The 19,423-nt window shown below is 67.9% G+C and carries 18 protein-coding genes and 1 tRNA gene; 5 read left to right on the plus strand and 14 right to left on the minus strand.

The window, feature by feature from the left end; genetic code table 11:
- Positions 1 to 51 precede the first annotated feature (51 nt).
- Positions 52 to 1,611, plus strand: coding sequence for a hypothetical protein (locus tag ACH413_RS12780; protein ID WP_360041335.1), 1,560 nt, complete (start codon positions 52 to 54; stop codon positions 1,609 to 1,611).
- Here ACH413_RS12780 and ACH413_RS12785 read toward each other — a convergent pair.
- The 5 genes from ACH413_RS12785 to ACH413_RS12805 form a co-directional block, all read right to left on the minus strand.
- On the minus strand, positions 1,608 to 3,689 hold the full coding sequence (locus ACH413_RS12785) for an NB-ARC domain-containing protein (protein ID WP_360041338.1): 2,082 nt from the start codon (positions 3,687 to 3,689) through the stop codon (positions 1,608 to 1,610). The two genes, ACH413_RS12780 and ACH413_RS12785, sit on opposite strands and share 4 nt — an antisense overlap.
- A 218-nt stretch (positions 3,690 to 3,907) precedes the next feature.
- A complete protein-coding gene (locus ACH413_RS12790) occupies positions 3,908 to 4,735 on the minus strand; it encodes an SMP-30/gluconolactonase/LRE family protein (RefSeq protein ID WP_360041341.1) in 828 nt (275 codons plus the stop codon).
- The gene (locus ACH413_RS12795) at positions 4,732 to 5,637 is read right to left on the minus strand and encodes a sugar kinase (RefSeq protein ID WP_360041344.1); all 906 of its coding nucleotides are present in this window, start codon (positions 5,635 to 5,637) and stop codon (positions 4,732 to 4,734) included. The genes ACH413_RS12790 and ACH413_RS12795 overlap by 4 nt, the downstream gene beginning before the upstream one ends.
- Positions 5,634 to 6,401 (minus strand): hypothetical protein, encoded by a 768-nt coding sequence (locus tag ACH413_RS12800; protein WP_360041347.1) that lies wholly within the window; start codon positions 6,399 to 6,401, stop codon positions 5,634 to 5,636. The genes ACH413_RS12795 and ACH413_RS12800 overlap by 4 nt, the downstream gene beginning before the upstream one ends.
- Before the next feature lie 75 nt (positions 6,402 to 6,476).
- Positions 6,477 to 7,379, minus strand: a complete 903-nt coding sequence (locus tag ACH413_RS12805) for a cellulose-binding domain-containing protein (protein WP_360041350.1) — start codon at positions 7,377 to 7,379, stop codon at positions 6,477 to 6,479.
- A 142-nt stretch (positions 7,380 to 7,521) separates the two neighbouring features.
- Between ACH413_RS12805 and ACH413_RS12810 the strand changes: the two genes are divergently transcribed.
- On the plus strand, positions 7,522 to 8,304 hold the full coding sequence (locus tag ACH413_RS12810) for a GntR family transcriptional regulator (RefSeq protein WP_360041353.1): 783 nt from the start codon (positions 7,522 to 7,524) through the stop codon (positions 8,302 to 8,304).
- On the opposite strand, the gene ACH413_RS12815 is transcribed toward ACH413_RS12810, so the two are convergent.
- From ACH413_RS12815 to ACH413_RS12840, 6 genes are all read right to left on the minus strand, one after another.
- Positions 8,268 to 9,566 carry a hypothetical protein gene (locus tag ACH413_RS12815; RefSeq protein ID WP_360041356.1) on the minus strand — a complete coding sequence of 433 codons (1,299 nt, stop codon included), beginning with the start codon at positions 9,564 to 9,566 and terminating at the stop codon, positions 8,268 to 8,270. The genes ACH413_RS12810 and ACH413_RS12815 overlap by 37 nt on opposite strands.
- A complete protein-coding gene (locus ACH413_RS12820) occupies positions 9,563 to 9,949 on the minus strand; it encodes a PTS sugar transporter subunit IIA (protein ID WP_360041359.1) in 387 nt (128 codons plus the stop codon). Before ACH413_RS12820 ends, ACH413_RS12815 begins: the two co-directional genes overlap by 4 nt.
- Positions 9,950 to 9,958: 9 nt before the next feature.
- The gene (locus ACH413_RS12825) at positions 9,959 to 11,566 is read right to left on the minus strand and encodes a PTS system mannose/fructose/sorbose family transporter subunit IID (protein WP_360041362.1); all 1,608 of its coding nucleotides are present in this window, start codon (positions 11,564 to 11,566) and stop codon (positions 9,959 to 9,961) included.
- Positions 11,567 to 11,572: 6 nt separating this feature from the next.
- Complete coding sequence (locus ACH413_RS12830) at positions 11,573 to 12,049, minus strand: PTS sugar transporter subunit IIB (RefSeq protein WP_360041365.1); 477 nt, start codon at positions 12,047 to 12,049, stop codon at positions 11,573 to 11,575.
- 200 nt (positions 12,050 to 12,249) lie between these two features.
- A tRNA-Leu gene (locus ACH413_RS12835) sits at positions 12,250 to 12,326 on the minus strand.
- A gap of 52 nt (positions 12,327 to 12,378) precedes the next feature.
- Positions 12,379 to 12,660: a metal-sensitive transcriptional regulator gene (locus ACH413_RS12840; protein ID WP_319977198.1), complete on the minus strand. Its 282-nt coding sequence runs from the start codon at positions 12,658 to 12,660 to the stop codon at positions 12,379 to 12,381.
- 324 nt (positions 12,661 to 12,984) lie between these two features.
- On the opposite strand from ACH413_RS12840, the gene ACH413_RS12845 reads away from it, so the two are divergent.
- Positions 12,985 to 13,326, plus strand: a complete 342-nt coding sequence (locus ACH413_RS12845) for an Lsr2 family protein (RefSeq protein WP_030476951.1) — start codon at positions 12,985 to 12,987, stop codon at positions 13,324 to 13,326.
- A gap of 109 nt (positions 13,327 to 13,435) precedes the next feature.
- Here the strand turns inward: ACH413_RS12845 and pabB are convergent, their stop codons facing one another.
- The 3 genes from pabB to ACH413_RS12860 all read right to left on the minus strand — a co-directional run bounded on the left by pabB (position 13,436) and on the right by ACH413_RS12860 (position 16,861).
- Entirely contained in the window at positions 13,436 to 15,421 is a 1,986-nt protein-coding gene (gene pabB, locus ACH413_RS12850; RefSeq protein WP_360041368.1) for an aminodeoxychorismate synthase component I, read from the minus strand.
- Positions 15,422 to 15,515: 94 nt separating this feature from the next.
- Positions 15,516 to 16,367 carry a hypothetical protein gene (locus tag ACH413_RS12855; RefSeq protein WP_360041371.1) on the minus strand — a complete coding sequence of 284 codons (852 nt, stop codon included), beginning with the start codon at positions 16,365 to 16,367 and terminating at the stop codon, positions 15,516 to 15,518.
- Entirely contained in the window at positions 16,364 to 16,861 is a 498-nt protein-coding gene (locus ACH413_RS12860; protein WP_360041374.1) for a SigE family RNA polymerase sigma factor, read from the minus strand. The genes ACH413_RS12855 and ACH413_RS12860 overlap by 4 nt, the downstream gene beginning before the upstream one ends.
- A 90-nt stretch (positions 16,862 to 16,951) precedes the next feature.
- Between ACH413_RS12860 and ACH413_RS12865 the strand changes: the two genes are divergently transcribed.
- On the plus strand, positions 16,952 to 18,130 hold the full coding sequence (locus tag ACH413_RS12865) for a metallophosphoesterase (protein ID WP_360041377.1): 1,179 nt from the start codon (positions 16,952 to 16,954) through the stop codon (positions 18,128 to 18,130).
- A 108-nt stretch (positions 18,131 to 18,238) separates the two neighbouring features.
- On the plus strand, positions 18,239 to 19,405 hold the full coding sequence (locus ACH413_RS12870; protein ID WP_360041380.1) for a type III PLP-dependent enzyme: 1,167 nt from the start codon (positions 18,239 to 18,241) through the stop codon (positions 19,403 to 19,405).
- Positions 19,406 to 19,423 lie beyond the last annotated feature (18 nt).

Genomic DNA, 19,423 nt, shown 5'->3' on the forward strand with positions numbered 1-19,423 from the left:
GACGCTCGCTACTGGGAGACCTTCCGAAGCGAGTTGATCTTCTATTGCTTCGTGCGGACCTTCGTCTCCGCCATCCAGCTGTACCGGGAGACGCGGGTCTTCAGGGGCGACACCAGGGTGAAGCTCGTGTGGGTCCACTGCCCGGGGTCGAAGCTGGAGCACCCGCTCGCCGACTGGTTGCTCAGCAAGAAGATCCACCTGGTTCCGTACGAGGAAGCGACGAAGGGGCGCCGCGACCTCATCATCACGACCAGTGAGTGGATCGATCCCATCCCCTTCGCGCCCACGCCCGTCGTGGTCATTCCCCACGGCCTGGGATTTCACAAGTACGTGCAGGATCCCGTCACGCTGCAATACCGGCTGGCAGGGCTTGCGCGGCCCGAAGGTCTGCGCACCGGGCAGGTGACGCAGGTGGTGACGCACCCGGATCAGGAACGCCAGCTGGCGGCGGCGTGCCATGACAGCGTTGGCAGGACCGCGCTCGGCGGGTGCAGCAACTTCGACCTCCTGAGAAACAGCCGCGGTGAGCGTGCGGCCTACCGCGAGGCGCTCGGGGTCGCGGACGACCAACGGCTCGTGGTGATCAGTTCCACCTGGGGGCCCGAGTCGCTGTTCGCCCAGCAGTTCCACCTGATCGACCGGCTGCTCGCCGAGCTTCCTTTCGAGCTGTACAAGGTCGTGACGTTCCTTCATCCCGGGGTGTGGTCGTTCGAGGGCGAGGACGAGATCCTGCGGCGCCTGAGCCGGCACGTCCAGTCCGGCGGGCTGATGGTCGTTCCGACCACGGAGGGCTGGCACGGGACGCTGGTGGCCGGTGATCTACTGATCAGCGACAACGGGTCGGTCACCCTGCACGGCGCGATGATGGACATCCCGCTGTTGCTCGCCACGTTCAGCGAAAAGGTCGTGCCGGGCACGGTGATGGCCGATCTGGGGCAGAGGGCCACCTTCATCGATCTCTGTGGTGACCTGCGACAGCAGATCGAGGACGAGATCGAGCAGCACGACAGCACCAGAGCGGACGAACTCGTGGCGCGGATGATCGCGCGGCCGGGTGAGTCCGGGGTTCTGCTGCGCGAACTCTGCTATTCCAAGGTCGGGCAGCCTGTGCCGAACGACGAGCTTGAGGTACGCACAGCGCCAGTCCCCGTGCCGATGCCCAGCGCGGCGCACTCCTTCCGCTTCCACTTCCGGTTCGACGCGGACACGACGGTCGTGGGCGACATCTACCCCGCTCACTTCCGGGAGAAGCTCGGCCACGCCGAGGAGAGGCTGCTGGTCGAGATCGGCGAGCGAGACCACCGCAGGTACGTCAACGCCGCGATCATCGCGGATCCCAAGACCGTCGCGGCCGACCTGGCGGAGACCCGCCTGGCCGGGATGATCGACAAGTTCGTCGGCTGCCGGATGGTGGCGGTGGCGAGCGGTGGCGGCTTCGAGATCCTCGTGCGGGACGAGCGGCGGTTCCGCGTCACCTACGACAGCGGGACGCCGATCCGGGTGCTCGCCGGCGCCTGCTATGAGATCCTGGTCGCACAGACTGAATTGAGCGGCGAATTCGTGGTGCGCACAAGTCTTGGTGACACCAAGATGACCGTCACCCCGCTCTAGACCGTCAACCGCCGCAGGTGTGCGACGAGCCCTTCGAGGTTCGGGGCGCCACTGGCCCTGCGGATGTGCAGCACCCTCGTCAGGTTCTCCCGTGCCGAGTGCAGGTCTCCCTCGTGTTCGGCGACCTCGGCGAGCACCTCTCTGGCCTCCGCCTCGTAGTGAGCGGCTTTCGATCTGGTGAAGACGCCGACGGCGTGCTCCAGTTCGCGTCTGGCCGCTGCCGTGTCACCGCTGCGAAAATGGGCGACGCCCAAGCTGATGGAGCCGCGGCCGGCCATGCGTTCGTCATTCACTTCGAGCAACAGCCGGTGCGCGCGTTGGAGGATTTCCAAAGCGGCCGTTTGGTCTCCGTGTGAACTCGTGGAACGTCCGAGGAAGTACGTCGCCAAAGCCACGCCTCGTCGCTCGCCTGCCTCCGTGTTGCGTTCGATCGCTCGTTGATATGCCTCGGTGGAGCGACTCGGATCGACCTGATCCCGATAACGGCCGGTGAATTCCCACACCGAGGCGATCAGGACGGTGTGCTGCGACCTTTCGGCCAGCACCAACGCCCGGTCGAGGCACTCCCGCGCACGATCCAGCTCGCCCAGTTCGGTGTACGCCCGTGAGACGACGCTGAGCAACCGGGCCTGCGCCGCGAAGTTGCCCGCACGATCCGCCGCCGCCGCGCCGATCTCGCTGGCCTCGATCCAGTCGTCGAGGAAACGGCGGTTGAGGTACAGCGCGTGCAACGCCTCGCACAGCTGCCAGGCCGAGTCGTCCCACCCGTGCTCGGCCATGGCGTGCAGGACACCGAGCAGGTTGGCTCGTTCGTCGCTCAGCCAGTCCAGCGCCGCGGCTTTGCCCGTCTCGCCGGCGAAAGGATCGGGCTGTCCTTCGAGCAACGGCTGAAGGTCGCCGATGCGCATGCGTTTCCCCATCACCGCGCGGTCAGCGAAGGCGGCCTTGGTCAGGTAGTGAACGCGGATGCGTTCAAGCACCAACGCCCGCTGCTCGACCGAGTCCTCCTCCAGCGCGCGATGCCTCGCGTGCAGCCTCACGAGCTCGTGCAGGGCGAATCCGTTGCCAGGCAACTCGTCCAGGAGAGAGGCGTCGACGAGCACGTTCAGCAACCCGACGGCGCGGGCCAACGGGCAGTCGAGCACCACCGCGACGTTCTCGGCGTTGACCCTCCTGATTGGAGCGAGACCAAGGCTTCGGTAGAGGGTCGCGGCACCGGGCGGAAGGCTGCGATAAGCGTTGTCGAACACTGCAGACACGAGCGGTTCACCTCGCAATGAGAAGGCCGCGAGCCTGGTGGCCTCGTCCGCGAGTTCGCCGGCGAGGCACGCGATCGTCAGGTGGGGCCGCGTCATCAGCCTGGCCGCGACGATGCGCAGCGCGACGGGCAGTCCGGCGCAGAACTCGACGAGCTTCCTCGCCATGTGAGCCTCGGCCAGCACCCGCGCCGGACCGCAGAGCTCGCGGAGCAACGACAGGCCGCTCCTGTCGTCCAGTGGTTCCAGGGTGAGCAGGTGTGCTCCGTCGAGTGCCAACTCGGCGAGCCGGTCGTTGCTCGTGACCAGCACGACACTGCCGTCCGAGTTGGGTAGGAACGGAGGCACCTGGGCGGGTTCGGTCACGTCGTCGAGGACGACGAGCACCGGAGCGGCCGCGGTCCTCGTGCGGAACAGGTTGGCACGGGCCGAAAGCGTGGCCGGGATGTGTTCGTGCTGCACGCCCAGTGCGACGAGGCAGTCCGCGAGCGCGTCGTTCACGGGTGCGCCGGAATCCGTGCGGATCGCCGCGTAGTCGACGTAGAGCTGCCCGCCTGGGAACTGATCACCCCACTCGTGCGCCCACCGGCGGACTACCGCCGACTTGCCGACGCCTGCCAGGCCACTGATCACGACGATCTGCCTGGGCGCTGCCGAACTTCTCAGCACCATGCCGTCCAGAATGGACAGAATCGCCTCACGATCGACGAATCCCCGTGGCGTCGGCGGGATCTGCCGCGGCTGGCTCGGGGCCCCCTCGAACTGCCCGCTCAGCACGACATCTCCCGTGAGCGCGCCGATCTGCACCGAGTTCCCGGTCACGTCCCGCACGGTGTTCCGCGTGGAAGACCGCGTACTTCGCTCGTCGGGGTGCGATTCGCCCATGGCAGCTCCAGGACATCGGCTTCCGGCCCGGTCACCGTACCAACAACGGGCCCGAACAACCTTGCGGTTGTCCCTCTTCCGGCCAACCAGTCACCGGATCGGGCCAGTTCTTGACAGACGAAAGGGGCTGATTCGTCCACTACCTCGCGGTAACTTCAGCTTCCGGAGACGAACTCGTTCGCCGGCCTGCCCGGCACGTCGACGTCGATGGCGAACACCGCGCCGTCGTGCAGCGAAGGGCGGCGCAGGCCGTACTTCGCGGTGGTGACGAACAGGCGGCTCAGGTCAGGGCCGCCGAGGCAGACGCTCGTGGGCTGGCGGGCGGGGAGGCACACCTCCCGGTCCAGGCGGCCGTCCTGGCGGTAGCGGCGCACCGCGGACGCTCCCCAGAAGGCGATCCAGACGTTGCCCTCGACGTCGGTGGTCATGCCGTCCGGGGTCTGGTGCGGGGTGTGCAGGAAGACGCGGCGGGCGCCCAGTTCGCCGCCGTCGCCGACGTCGAAGCGGTGGACCACGCCCCGTGCGCTGTCGGCCAGGTAGAGGTGCCTACCGTCGTGGGAGAAGGCCGGGCCGTTCGGGATCGTCAGTCCTTTGAGGACGGGTGAGGGCGATCCCAGGCGGTGCAGGGCTCCGGTGCCGGGTTCGGTGTCGTAGGCCATGGTCGTCACCCAGAAACGGCCTGCCGGGTCAGCCACCGCGTCGTTGACCCGCATTCCCTCGTCCGCGAAGGTTTCTTGTTGCGGGCCGGTCAGCAGGCCCGCGCCGGTGCCGAACGCGGCCATCAGGTCGTCGCTGTCCCGCACTGGTGCCACGGCGCCCACGGGGACCGGAAGAGTGGCGATCTCCTTGAACGGCGCGGGAACGTCGCCTCGGGTCTCCAGGACGCGACCGGCCAGCAGGTCCACGACCACCAGCCTGCCGTTGATCCAGCGGGCGCCTTCGCCGAGTTCGAGTTGCTCGAAGTTCCACTGCGTCAGCGTCATCGGACGGTGCTCCCTGCTTGCAGGTCCAGCAGTTCCAGGTCGGCCCGGGTGGGCAGGCCCTGCCAGTCGCCGGGGGTGGCGACGGCGAACGCGGCCACGGCGTTGCCGCGCCGAAGCCGGGCTTCGACACCGAGACCGTCGAGGTGGCCGGAGAGGTAACCCGCGACGAACGCGTCGCCCGCGCCGGTGGTGTCAGCGACGGTGACGCGGTGGGCGGCGGCGGACCAGGTCCCGTCCGGAGTGCGCACGGTGGCGCCGTCCGCGCCGTGTTTCAGGACGACCTCGGGTACCTGGTGGTCGCCGGCGATCGGGAGTTCGTCGTCGGAGGCGATCAGCACGTCCACCCGTGCGAGAAGCGGCTGGATCGTCTTGCCCGCTTCCTCCGGCGACCACAGCTTCGACCGGAAGTTGATGTCGAGGCTGACCGTGCTGCCCGCCTCGTGGCCGAGGTGGATCGCCTCGGTGACGGCGGCGAGCGCGGACTCGCTCAGGGCCGGCGTGATGCCGGTGACGTGCACGATCCGCGGCACACCGGCGGCGAACGAGCGACGAACGTCCTCTGTGGACAAGCGCGACCCCGCAGAACCGCTGCGGTAGTAGAGAACGCGCGTGATGTCGGCGGTTCGCGGTTCGAAGAGGATCAGGCCGGTGGCGGCGTCCGACGTGATCCGGGCGGCACCGATGTCCACCTGCTCGGCCAGCAGCGTGCGGCGGACGAGTGAGCCGATCTCGTCGGCGCCGGTCACGCCGGTCCAGCGCACCGCGTGGCCGAGGCGGGCCAGACCGATGGCCACGTTCGACTCGGCACCGGCGACGGTGAGCTCCGCGGTTCCTCCCAGCCGGAACGGGCCGGCGGCGCGGAACGCACCCATGGTCTCGCCCAGGGTGAGCACGTCGGTCATGCCGTTCCTCCTGCGTGAGCGGTGATCGTCAGACGCCAGCGCACCGAACCCGAGGCGGGCACGACCGCGACCGGACGGGTGGTGTCGTGACGGTCGAAGGTGCGGCCCAGCATGGGTTCCACGCCGACGCTGCGGTACGGGTCGCCTTCCGGCCAGCCCTTCAGGTTGCGCCACAACGCGATGGCGACGGGCTGGCCCGCGCACTCGACGTGCAGGTCGAGCTGCTGATCTCCGTCGATCACGCGGATCTGGCCGCGGTCGAGCACCGCCCCCAGCGCCGTGCCGTCGTCAGGCCCCAACGAGTCCAGGCCCGCGGGCCACTCCCGCAACTCCGGAACCGGATCGGTGATCAGCACGGAAGTGCCGCCAGGAGCGTCCAACCGGGCGTTCGGACTGACGTCGAGCAGGGCGTGCGCCGCCCACACGAACCGGTAGCCGGGCTCGGCGATCAGCTCGTAGTCGGCGACGACCGCGCCACCGGTGGACGACATCGAGCGGCTGAGCGTGAAGTCGGGACAGTCCACTCCGGTCTCACGCCACGGTCTGCTCCACGCGTCGCCGTGATCGGGCAGGCCGCGCACCGTCGGAACGCACTCCTCCAGGCCGCCCGCGTCGACGAACGCGGAACCCGGCGTCACCCCGGCACGCGCGGAATCGACTCGGTGCCACAGCCACTCGCGGTCGGCTGCGCGCAGCGAGGTCCAGCGCCCACCGAGGTCGTGATCGACCTCGACGGACAGCGGCACAACCCTGGTGACCTGCACGGTTCGTCCCTGACATGATCAATCAGCAGTTAATTACTAATTTATCTTGCCATGGGTCGCCGCCAGGACCAACAGTCAGCTCGTCGTGCAGGCCGTCCCGTTGAGCGTGAACGACGCGGGCGCGGTGTTCCGGCCGCGGACCGAGCCGAGGAACCCGATCTCCACCTCACCGCGGGGTGAGATCGTCCTCGTGTACTCGACGCTGGTCGCGGTGACGGCCGAACCCCGCTGGGACACCGACGCGTTCCACATCTGCCGCACGGTCTGCCCGTCGGCGAACGTCCACTTCAGCGTCCAGCCGTTGATCGCGGCACCGCCGGTGTTCCTGATCGTGATCTTCCCCTGGAACCCGTCCTGCCACTGGCTGTCGAGCCGATAGGTGACCGCGCAGGGTGGCGGCGGAGTGGTCGTCACGACGGGAGGCGGCGAAGTGGTCGTGGGCACGGACTTCGGCGGCTCGACGCGCTGCGCGAGAGGCGGAGCGGTGGTCGTGGTCGTTGGCACGGCGTCCATGCCGTTGCAGGGCGCTCCCCACAGACCGCGGTCCGCGCGCGCCGCACCGAGTTCGGCGTCGGCGAGCGCACCGGCGGCGGCCTGAGCCCTCAGCACACCCTCCCGCACGGCGAGCAGCGCGTAGTCGGTGCCGTCCTCCAGCCGGAGGTTCACCTCGCCGGGCGTGAGCGAACTGACGCGAACAGGCTTGGCCAGCAACGACTTCTCGGCGAACGCGCGCGCGGCGGCCGCCCAGCAGTCCGCGGGCGGCGCCAGCAGCGAGACCTGGACGCGCTGGCCGGTGTCGAGCTCGACCGTGCGGCCGTCGATCACCGCGCGCACGACGGCCGGCAGATCACCGGTCGCCTCGTTGACCAACGTCGGCTGACGCACCTGCACCGGGGCGGCGACGGGACGTGACTGGCCCTCGACCGTGCACGCGCACGTCAAAAGAACCATGAGAAAGGACAAGGACTTCCGCAACACCAGGGACTCCCGCGCACGTTCATGCAAACCTGCACGACCGTAGCGGTCTCCGAGCCCTGCTCACATCCACCGTTCGGCCTTGATCAACCGCGGCGGCGGCGCCGCCTGGACGAGCGGCCACCTGTGACCATTTCACCGATCATTGGGGCATAATGGCAATGTGCCTCGCCCCAAGCATGTTCCCGCGGACGATCTGGAATTCCCCGCCGAGCTGGATCCGGACCGCCCGAAAGGCGACCAGCTCAGGGAGATTCTGGAGGCCGTCGCGGCCGATGCGGGGCCGGGCAGGCTGATTCCGTCGGAACGATTCATGGCCGAGCATTATCAGATCTCCAGGAGCACCGTCCGGCTGGTGATCAACCGGCTCGTGGCCGACGGGCTGCTGTACCGCCAGCACGGCAACGCCACCTTCACCGCGGAGCGTCCTCCCACGCAGATCGACATGCTGACGTCGTTCACGCAGGACGTCGAGGCGCGTGGCTCGACGCCGGGGGCGAAGGTGCTGGTGGCCCTCGTGGAATCCGCGGGTGCCGAGATCGCCGGACGTCTGAACATTCCTCCCGGCGCGCCGGTGTTCCGGCTGGAAAGGCTCCGTTCGGTCGACGGCGAACCGTTCGCACTGGAGCGCACAAACCTCTCGCTCGACCATTTCCCCGGTATCGATGAATTCGACTGGGCGACGCACTCACTGCACAGGACGCTCACCGAACGGTTCGGTGTGATTCCGGACTGGAATGACACGGCGATCAGCGCCGTGTTGCCACCGGCTCAGGACGCGGCGCTGCTGGCGATTGAGCCGAGCCAGCCCTGTCTCGTGCTCAAGGGCACGCTGCACGCGGCGGACGGCCGGGTGATCGAGGCGGGGCGCTCGCTCTACCGGGCCGACCGCTACACCGTGTTCACCACCGCACGCCGGTCGCGGTGAGCGCGTAAAAGCTCGACGCAGCGATCCACCAGCACCTCTGACGCGCCCTGTTCCACCAGCGCGATGTAGGACTCGTAGAGGCCCTCGCGGTAGGCGTCGTGGTCAGGCAGGTAGCCGGCGTAACCGTCGGTGTAGCCGATCACCCTGGTGTGCGCGTACGGGCTGGCGGCCCTGATGCGCAACGCGATCGAGGAGAACAACTCGAACGGCGTGTGCAGCCAGGCGACCTCCCCCAGCGACACGACGGTGACCGGCACCTCCGCCTCACCGGGCAACCCCGCGGCGGCCAGGGTGCTGAGCATCAGCGTTCCCTCGTACCTGGTCTGCGCGATGCGGACGGCAGGATCGTTCTCCTTGGCGGGCAACATCTTCCGCCATCCGCGTTCGGCACCCTCGCGCAGCTGGCGGCACTCGGCGAGCGACGGCAACGAGCGGTGGGGCAGTCGCAGCACCGTCCGCGTCAGCCGGATCGGTTCCTCGACGGGCCGACCGGACGACAGCAGTCCTGTGATCGACTCGGCGAGCCTGCCACCGAGTGCGGACACCTCGGCGTGACCGCGTCCCTGGCGGACGAACCGCGAGCTGGCATCGCCCGCCGCGCCCTGCAGGAACGCGACCACCGGGGCGAGCCCGGCCAGTTCCCTGCGGGTGGCGCCCGGCCAGTCAGCCGACCAGTCGAGGTTGTCGGCGCCCAGCACGGTCGGATGGCTGGCGTAGTCGAAGAGCAACGCCGCCACAGCACCGTCCGGGTGGTGCAACGTCAGCACGCCCACCGATCCGTCGTGCGGCCCGTCCTGCCGGTTGCGGTTGCCGCCGACCCGCGCCGCCGCGCCCTCGTGCCAGCGAGCGCTCACCGGTGTCCGATGTGGACGGATGCCACGGGCCACCGTCCCCACCTGCTCGGTCAGCCGTTCGACGAGTTCGGGTTCCCGCTGCGCCGGCATCCCCGGATGGATCGCCCCGGTCCACCCGTCCGGCCCGGAATGCGTGTGCGACGCGCACACCAGCACGCGGTTGGCGGGAACCCCGGTCTCCTGCGCGACCACCGCCGCCAGCGCGCGGGTGAGCGAGACGTCGGTGGCCAACGCGTCCAGCGTCACCCACACCACGCCCGGATCGTCGTCGGAGGACAACCAGACCAGCGTGGCCTCCAGGTCGTCGTGCACGCCGGTGGCGACGCCCTCCCTGGACAGGTAGCCGCCCATCGGGTGGCCGGAACCCGGCGTGATCACCGTGCGGCCGGCGGCGAGCAGGAGCGTCATCGAGTCAGCACCGGCTCGGTCAGGACTCCGCCCCGTCCGGCCGTCTGCGCCAGCACGGCCAGTTCGTCCACGTCACCGTCGCGCACCAGAACCTCCAGCAGCATCGGCAGGTTGAGACCGGTCACGATCCGCACACCACCCCGGCGGGCCGCCAGCAGCTTCGCGGCGTTGGCCGGCGTGCCTCCGGGAAGGTCGGCCAGCACGAGCACCTCCGGCGCGGCGCCGACGAGGTCCGCGAGCCGTTCTCCGTACGAGTCCGGGCTTTCCGCCGGGCCGAGCTCACAAACCAGGAGCCGGGACTGCGGGCCGACCACGAGCTGGGCCGCGTCGGCGACACCGGATGGCAGCGCGCCGTGCCCGGCCAGCAGGACGGGTGTGGTCATCGGTCGTTCCTAACTCTTGGGCGCGGCGGGCGCGAACCAGCCGAGCCAGCCCAGCGTCACGCCGACCACGACGAAGATGCCGATGACCAGCACGGGCTTCAGCCTGGCCTTGGTCAGCAACAGGTACGCCGCGGCGGTGACGAGCACGGGCAGCAGGTGGGGCAGCAGTTCGTCCAGCCGGTCCTGGATCGGCACGGTCTGGGTGACCTGCTCGCCGTCGACCGTCGTGGTCTGCCGGTACGTCAGCGTGGTGACGACCTTGACGATCAACGGGATGAACCCGCCGAGCACGACGAACCCGAGCACGGTCGCGCCCCGGGAGAGGCGGTCCAGCGTGCCGACGGCGAAGCGGGCGACCAGCCTCTTGCCCTCGCGGTAGGCGAGGCGGAACTGCCAGCGGCGCACCAGCGCGTACGGGACCAGCACCATGACCATCGCGAACGCCGGGCCGAGCCAGTTGCCCTGCAGGGCGAGCGAGGCGCCGATGGTGAAGACGATGCTGTTGTAGAGCGCGAAGACGAGGGTGTCGCCGATACCGGCCAGCGGCCCCATCAACGCGACCTTCGTGCTCTCCGCGGACTCCGGCGAGCGCGCCTCCTCCATCGCGATCGCCGAGCCGAGGATCAACGGCCCGCCCACCAGCACCGAGGTGTTGAAGAACTGCATGTGCCGCTGCAGCCCCAGCGCGTAGTCGTGCGCGTCCGGGTAAAGCCTGCGCAGCACGGGTTCCATGGCGTACGCGAACCCGAGTCCCTGCATCCGCTCGTAGTTCCACGACACCTGGCTGGACCAGAAGTACCGCCGGTACGCCTTCTTGAGGTCCTGTTCCGTGAGCCGACGGTCCACATCGGACTCCTCGGCCGGTTCGGCGGGCACCGGTACCTGCTCGCCCCGGCCGACGACCAGGAACGCGATCGCGACGCCCAGCAACGCGATGCCCAGCAACGGCACCTTCATGTAAGCGAACGCCACGAACCCGATGAGCAACAGGTACCAGTACTTCGACAGCCGCATCATCGACAGCAGCAACGCGAAGCCCACCGCGGGCAGCAACGACCCGGCGAGCGTCATGCCGTTCACGAAGCCCGCGGGAATTCCCTTGGTGAGGTTCTCGACCACACCGCTGGACGCCGTCAACGCGGCCAGGAACGTCGGAATCGCCCGGACTCCGCACCAGGGCACCAGGCCGAGCCAGTGAATCCTGGCCAGCCCGCGCGCGTCCCCCGCGGCCGCGTAGCCGTCGGCGCGGTGCACCATGCCCGTCGTGATCATCTTGCCGACCGGGTCCAAAGTGGACAGCAGCACGGCCGCGGGCAGCGCCACCGCGATGCCGACCGCCACCTGCGCGCTCAGCGGTCCCGCCGCGCTCCCCGCGAGCGCGGTGCCGACGATGGCCCCGGTCTGGTAGTCCGGAATCGTCGCGCCGCCGTACTGGTAGACCCCCAGAGCCACCAGTTCGAGCGTCGCACCGATCGCCATGCCGAGCAGCGGGTCACCGGTGATGAGACCGGCCACCGACCCCGCCACCAGCGGGCGTCCCGCGAAGATGAGGAAGGGTCCGAGCACGTCGTAGGTGCAGACGACGGCCCACAGCGTCAAAGCCAGTGCCACGAGCATCGGCTTCTACAGCCCCTTCTTGTCCAGCAACGCGGTGAAGTCGGCGGCCTTGTCCCGAGGCATCAGCTGCGCGACAACGGGAATCCCCTCGGCGGCGAGCCGGCGGTAGCCCTCCGCGTCCTGCGCGGTCACCGCGATCGACCTCGTCACCATCGTGTACTGCTCGCCGGGGCGGGGTGCGACGTTCCCGACGTTCACCACCCCTGGCCGCACCCCGCCCTCGACGAGCCGGAACGCATCGGCCGGATGCTTCGCTATCAGCATCACGTCCTCTCCCCAGACGCGTTCCACCACTTCGGCGACCGTGAGCACTTCGGTGGGCAGCCCCCTCGCTGCCTGCGGGAGCAACATCCGCTGCAGTTCGTCACCGGCGACCTCGTCGTTGCACACGACCAGCTTCCGTACGCGTAACCCCCCGGTCCACGCGACGGTCACCTGGCCGTGGATCAACCGGTTGTCGACCCGCAGATGTACTCCCGCCATGCCCACTCCCCCTGGTCAGCCGACGTGACCCCGATACTGGTGCAAACCAGTATCCGCTGTCAACGGGCGGCACTGAACCGGCCCAACAGGGCCTCGGTTCCACAGTGGATGCACAAGAAAGGTCATGACGAAGGACGCAACAAAAACAGGCCGCAACCTGCGAAACTCTCGCGGTTCACGGCCTGTGCGCACTTCTGAGTTGGTGCCCCCGGTGCGACTCGAACGCACACTGGACGGATTTTGAGTCCGCTGCCTCTGCCGATTGGGCTACGGGGGCGTAGCTGGGTGAACTGTAGCGGATCACCCAACCGAGTTTCTTGTGGGGACCCCTACGACTTAACGAGTCGGCCGATCGCCGCCGACGCCTCCGCGAGCTTCTGCTCGGCCACCGGACCACCTTCCGCGGCGGCCTGGGCCACACAATGCTTCAGGTGCTCGTCGAGCAACCCCAGCGACACCGCCTGCAGGGCCTTCGTGGCCGCGGAGATCTGGGTGAGGACGTCGATGCAGTATTCGTCGTTCTCGACCATGCGCTGGAGACCACGGATCTGTCCCTCGATGCGGCGCAGTCGCTTGAGGTATGCGTCCTTGTCCGCGGTGTACCCGTGCATCGGCTCCTGACCTTCCCTACCCCTGGCGGGTATGTCGAGGATACCTGCACCGGATGGGGGTGCGTTATGTGCGACGCTGCTCCGTCGGCTGGAATGGGGAAGCGTCCGGCAAGCCCAGCAACGCCCCGAAGTGAGACGAGTAGCACCACATTTTGGACCCATAACACCCGTGTGGTTTACCGGGTAAATGCCCCGACCGGGCGGTTGCGGTCACATTTTAGCGGCGAAAGGTTCGCCGTTTTTCCTCGTGTGGACTATGGTGTTGTCGAAGCACGTGGTTACGTCGAGGATCCGCGTGCTATGTGAGTACCCAACGGAGGAACAGTGGCACAGCAGACCGTCGTCCAACTCATCGACGACCTCGACGGCGGAGAAGCCGACGAGACCGTGACCTTCGCACTTGACGGTGTCGAGTACGCCATCGACCTGTCGAAGGGAAATGCGGAGCGGCTTCGCGAGTCGCTGGCGGACTTCGTCGGCAAGGCCCGTCGTGCGGGTGGCCGCAAGCAGCGCAAGGGCACCGGCAAGTCCACGGTCAAGGCCACCGACAAGGCTGAGGCGCAGCGCATTCGTGACTGGGCCCGCGCGCAGGGGCACCAGATCTCGGACCGCGGTCGTATTCCGCAGAACCTGGTCGTGCAGTTCCAGGAAGCGCACGCCTCCTGACCTGGGCGAACAAGCGAGGTTTCCACACGTCGGCCGGCTGGCCGGCCGACGTGTTAACCCAAAGATCTAACACATCCCGGTTCGTTCACACTATCCCCGGAACGCGGGATCAACGACCTGGAAAGTGCGCCCCGAACAGGCGCGACACCGCGGCGGCCTTGACCGCTGTCTCCTCGAATTCCTCGTCAGGGTCGGACAGTGAGATGACTGCTCCACCGACTCCGAAACTCACCTGGTCCCCGTTCGTGACCAGCGTTCGGATGACGATGCTGAAGTCGGCGGCTCCGTTGAGCGAGAAGTAACCGAGCGCTCCCGAGTACACCCCACGTGGACCGGCTTCCAACCCATCAAGGATCTGCATGGTCCGGATCTTCGGCGCACCGGTCATGGAACCACCGGGAAACGCGGCTCGAACACATCGGACGGCAGAACTGTCCGGCCGAAGCCTGGCCCGCACGGTGCTCACCAATTGGTGTACGGTCGCATAGGTCTCGACGTCGAACAACCGCGTCACCTCGACCGAACCCACTTCCGCGCACGTGCCGAGATCGTTGCGGACGAGGTCCACGATCATCAGGTTCTCCGCGCGGTCCTTGACCGATCGCGCCAACGTTGTGCGCAACATCTCGTCGTCCGCGGCATCAACACCTCGCGGCCGCGTCCCCTTGATCGGCGATGACTCCACGACGCGATCTCGGCCCACCCGCATAAATCGTTCGGGTGACGTGCTGAGCACGGAGAGGTCACCGAAACGCAGCAACGCCCCGAACGGAACGGGATTAGCGGCGCGAAGCAGCCGATATGTGTCCCACGGGTCGAGCGTCGCACGCCACGACATCATGTTCGTCAGGCACGCCTCGTAGGTCTCCCCCGCCGTGATCGCTTCCTGGCACGCGCTGATCAGCTTCAGGTAGTGCGCGCGCGGATGGCGCAACGTCACCTCGGACACGACCGGCCGGGAAGGCTCCGGCAATGGCCTGAGCTGTCGCAGAACCGCCGAAACCTCCTCGAACCAGGTGTCATCGGTCAGCGAGAGCAAATAGACGCAATCATCAACATGGTCGATGACCACGGCACGGTCCGCGAAGACGAACGACGCGTCAGGCTGCTCCGCGCGGTGCGTGAAGTCGCCGCCGCACTCCGCCTTCAGTTCGTAGCCGAGATAACCCACCCACCCGAGGGCGAAGTCGAACGGAACGTCCGGCTGCTCGACGCCCCACGCCGCCAGGTCGTCGTCCAACCAGGAAAAGAAAGAAGGACAAGGCCGCGGCGCTCCGTCGAGGGTGAGCACCTGGTCCTGCACGGAGTACCGCGCGACGCGGGCGAGGGGCCCGGAGGCGTCCCCCATGAACGAGAACCGCCCGCCTGACCCGCTGTCCAGCCAGAACGCGGCCTCAGATGCCCCGTGCAGAGCCGCGAACACCTCTTCCGCGTCCACGGCCACACCCAGCTCGCGGACGTGCACAGGGCGCTTCTGAGGCGTTGAGCGAACCAGCACCGGTTCCGGCACCGCGGCCGTCCGGGTCGGGGTCAGCGCGGCGAAGTTCGCGAGCATCTCGCGGCCGAATTCGGTGCAGATCGATTCGGGATGGAACTGCACACCCCACGCGGGTCTGTCGAGAGCGCGCACTCCCATAAGCACGGAGTCGTCGCTCCACGCGATGGCTTCCAAAGAAGAAGGCAGATCCGTGACCGCCAGCGAGTGGTATCGCACGACGTCGAACGGCGAGGGCAGCCCCGCGAACACGTCGACGCCCGTGTGCGTGACCGGCGAAACGATCCCATGACGCGGCACGGGCGCAGGTCCCACGACGGCGCCGTACGACTGACACAGGCCCTGATGACCCAGACACACGCCCAGCAACGGAATGGTGGCGTGGTCGATCACCGCGCGGCAGATGCCGAAGTCGGCGGGATTGCCCGGCCGGCCGGGTCCGGGAGAGATCACCACGTTGTCGAACGACCGCAGCGAGGCAAGCCGGAAGCGCGGGTCGTCGTTGTGGACGACCACGGGCTCGGCGCCGTTCACCTCAGCGAGGTGCTGAAAGAGGTTGAACGTGAACGAGTCGTAGTTGTCGATGAGCAGGGTACGCATTCCAGGACGGCACTCTACCTGGCAAAACACCCGATCGGAGCAGCGAGAGAGGGCGGCCACAAATCGTGACCGCCCTCCGAACTCGAACGCGAACTCAGCTACCGAGCAGGAACTTCGGATCCGCCGTGAGCGCCGCCATTTCCGGCGCGAAGAACGGCTGCCTGTCCAGCTTCGGATAACCGCTGTACGAGTACTCCTCCGCCTGCGTGATCGTCACCGTCCAGCCGTTGGCCGCCCGGTAGGACGCCGTCGTCGCATTGCCCAGTGCGGGGTTCACGGGAGAGGCGACCCCGACCTGGTTTCCTGCGACTTCGTAGATCTTGCAGTCGGCGCCCTCACTGCCGTGGGCGCGGTTGGCCACCGCACACGGCTCCGTCAGGTTCTTCGGATTCGGCGTGGTCACGGTCACGGTCAGCTGGCCGACCTTGTCGTCCTTGCGCACCGGCACGTACGCCGTGTACTCCCAGATTTCGGGCGTCTCACCCTTGTTGCTCGAGACCTGAGCCTGGGCGCGGAGCATGCCGCCGTGCATGGCCGGATCCTTGTACTTCAGGTCCGGCGCCTCGTACCCGGCCGGCACGGACGCCCTGGCCAGGTTCAGCAACTGCGTGCCGCGGTCGGCCTGCGGCCCGCTGGTGGCCGTCCGGTCGGACTGCCCGACCGGCCACTGCTCGCCCCACTGCGACCCCGTCGCGGCGGGATTCGAGCTGCTGCTCTGCCCCGCGCCGACCAGGTAGTCCTTCGTGCCCTGCGGGTTCAGCGCGAACGCCGACCCGAGCCCGACACCGACCACGAGCACGGCGACCGCGGCCCCGGTGATGGACGCCCGCCGCTTGGAACGGGCCTTGTGCGCCCTGTCGAGCGCGATGCCCGGATCCATCGACGGCGGCGGGCTGCTCGCCACCACCACATCCTGAAAAGCTCGCTTGAGGTCCTGTTCGTTCATCGAACCCTCTCCTGCTGTGCGAGCAGACCGCGCAGCGTCTGCAGCCCCCGCGCGGCCTGACTCTTTACGGTTCCTTCCGAACACTTGAGAACCGTGGCCGTCTGTTCGACGGACATGTCCTCCCAGTACCGCAGGACGAGGCACGCACGCTGCTTCGGAGGCACCTTCGCCAGCGCCTCCAGCAGCACCATCCGTTCCTCGGGGTAGACGCCCGGCGGAGCCGCCGAGTCGGTCAGGTCGTCACTCGCCGACTCGAACCGGAACCACCCGCGCCGTCGCTCGGACAGGAACGTCCGCACCAGGATCTGCCTGGTGTAGGCGTCCAGCGCCTCGTGCCGCTCGATCCGCCGCCAAGCCAGGTACAGCTTGGTGAAGGCCTGCTGCACGAGGTCTTCCGCGCGATGCCAGTCGCCGCACAGCAGGTACGCCGTGCCGCGCATGACGTCGGAACGGGCCGCGAAGTACTCCTGGAACGCGGCGTCCCGATCACTCATCAGGTTTCCCCCTAATCTGCGGTGCCGGGTTAGTCACGCCACGTGGGGCCTGGCGGGTTGCACGAAGTTCTGGAAACGCATACTGATGTCGTGATTTTCCTTTTGCTCCTCGGTGTCCCGGCAGCACTGGGCCATTTGTACCTGTGGCGGCGGCTGGTCGTGGACACGACGCTCCCCCGCACGCTCGGGCGCCGCATCGGCACCGTGGCGATCATCGGCGCGTTCGTGATGCTGATGAGCGCGCTGGTCGTCACGCGCAGGGTGCCGCCGGAGTACGGGAAGTTCTTCGCCTGGCCGGGGTTCGTGTGGCTGGCCCTGCTGTTCTACCTGGCGATCGCGCTCGGCGTCGCGGAGATCCCGCGCCGGATCCTGCTGAAGCGGGCCGCGCTCACGCCGGTGGCCGCCGGCGCCGGTCCCGCCGAACCCGTGGAGATCGTGCCGGACCCGTCGCGGCGGCTGTTCATCGCGCGCTCGGTGGCGATCGGTTCCGGCGTCGCGGCGGGCGGCGTCGTCGGGTACGGCATGACGCAGGCGCTGGGCGACCCGCAGTTGCTGAACGTGCCGGTAACGCTGAACAAGCTGCAGTCGTCGTTGTCGGGCTTCCGGATCGCGGTCGTCAGCGACATCCACCTCGGGCCGCTGCTCGGGCGTTCGCACACCGAACGGATCGTGCGGATGATCAACGAGCAGCAGGCCGACATGGTCGCGATCGTCGGCGACCTGGTGGACGGCACCGTCGCCGAACTGGGCGAGGCCGCGGCACCGTTGCGGGACCTGGTCTCCCAGCACGGCAGCTTCTTCGTGACCGGTAACCACGAGTACTTCTCCGGGCACGAGCAGTGGATCGCGGAGCTGGACAAGCTCGGCGTGAACCCGTTGCGCAACGAGGGTTTGACCGTCGCCGGCGGCATCGAGGTCGTGGGCGTGAACGACGTGACCGGCAAGTCCTACGACGACGGCCCGGACTTCGGCCGCGCTCTCGCGGGACGAAACCGAAACAACCCCGTAGTCCTGTTGTCACACCAGCCCGTGCAGGTCGCGGACGCCTCTTCACACGGCGTAGACCTCCAGTTGTCCGGTCATACACACGGTGGACAGATGGTGCCGTTCAACTTCCTTGTGCCGCTGCAGCAACCCAGCACCGCCGGGTTGTCGAAGGTGGACGACACCTGGCTCTACACCAGTCGTGGCGCGGGTTTCTGGGGTCCGCCGGTGCGCGTGGGCGCGCCCCCGGACATCACGATGATCGAGCTGCGTTCTGCTGGCTAAATCACACTCGGCTGTACTGGATTGCGCGATTGCGGTGTCAAGGCCGTAGAGTGGACGGCCGTGCCCGCGTACGGACCGCGAGGCGGATGAAGGGGGAACCCTGGGGAAATGACCGAGAGCTTCGCCGTCGACCGGCGTTACGAGGCAGAGGCTCGTATTCGGCGTTTCCTGGACCAGGAGAACCCGTCGACACCGTGTCTGGTGATCGACCTCGAGACGATTCGCGCGCGCTACCAGGCGATTCGCGCGGCGCTGCCGTCCATCGACATCTTCTACGCGGTCAAGTCGAACCCGGAGTCCGACGTGGTCGCCACGCTGGTCGCGGAGGGTTCGCACTTCGACGTGGCATCTCCCGCGGAGATCGACCTGTGCCTGGCGCGCGGCGCCGCACCGTCGTCGATCTCCTACAGCAACCCCATCAAGAAGGCCGCTGACATCGCGTACGCCCACTCCCGTGGCGTGCGGATGTTCGTGTCGGACAGCGAGCAGGACGTGCGGTTCGTCGCCGAGCACGCGCCCGGTTCGTCCGTACTGGTGCGGATTCTTGTCCACAGCAAGGGTTCCACCTACCCGTTCGGCAACAAGTTCGGTTGCGATCCGGAGATGGCGACGGATCTCTTGCGGCTCGCGCACCAGCTGGGACTCGTTCCTCTCGGCATCGCGTTCCACGCGGGCTCGCAGCAACTCTCCGTCGAGGGCTGGGACTCCGGCATCGCCGACGCCGCGCTGATCGCCGCGAAGCTGCGTGCGGAAGGCATCGAGACGTCGACGGTGAACCTGGGCGGCGGGCTTCCGGCCGTGTACCAGGCTTCCACGCCTTCTCTCGACGACTTCGGCGCCGCCATCGAGGCGTCCATCGCTCGCCACTTCGGCGCTTTGCGTCCCAGGGTGATGATCGAGCCCGGCCGCGCGATCTCCGCCGAGGCCGGGATGATCCGTTCGTCGGTCGTGCTGGTGTCGCGGAAGTCCTATTCGGACGAACGCCGCTGGGTGTACATCGACATCGGCCGCTACCAGGGTCTCGCCGAGACCGAGGGCGAGGCGATCGCCTACGCGTTGCGGACTTCACGCGACGGCGGCCCGACCGGCCCGATCGTGCTGGCCGGCCCGACGTGCGACGCGGACGACGTCATCTACCAGCACACCCGCTACGACCTGCCGCTCGATCTGAAGGCGGGTGACCACGTGGACATCCTCCACGCGGGCGCCTACACCTCCTCCTACTCGTCCGTGTGCTTCAACGGCTTCCCGCCGTTGGCCACGTACTGCGTCTAAGCCTGTTCGCAATTCACA

It is taken from the genome of Lentzea sp. NPDC020367, assembly GCF_044387305.1.
In the GTDB taxonomy this organism is placed as follows: domain Bacteria; phylum Actinomycetota; class Actinomycetes; order Mycobacteriales; family Pseudonocardiaceae; genus Lentzea.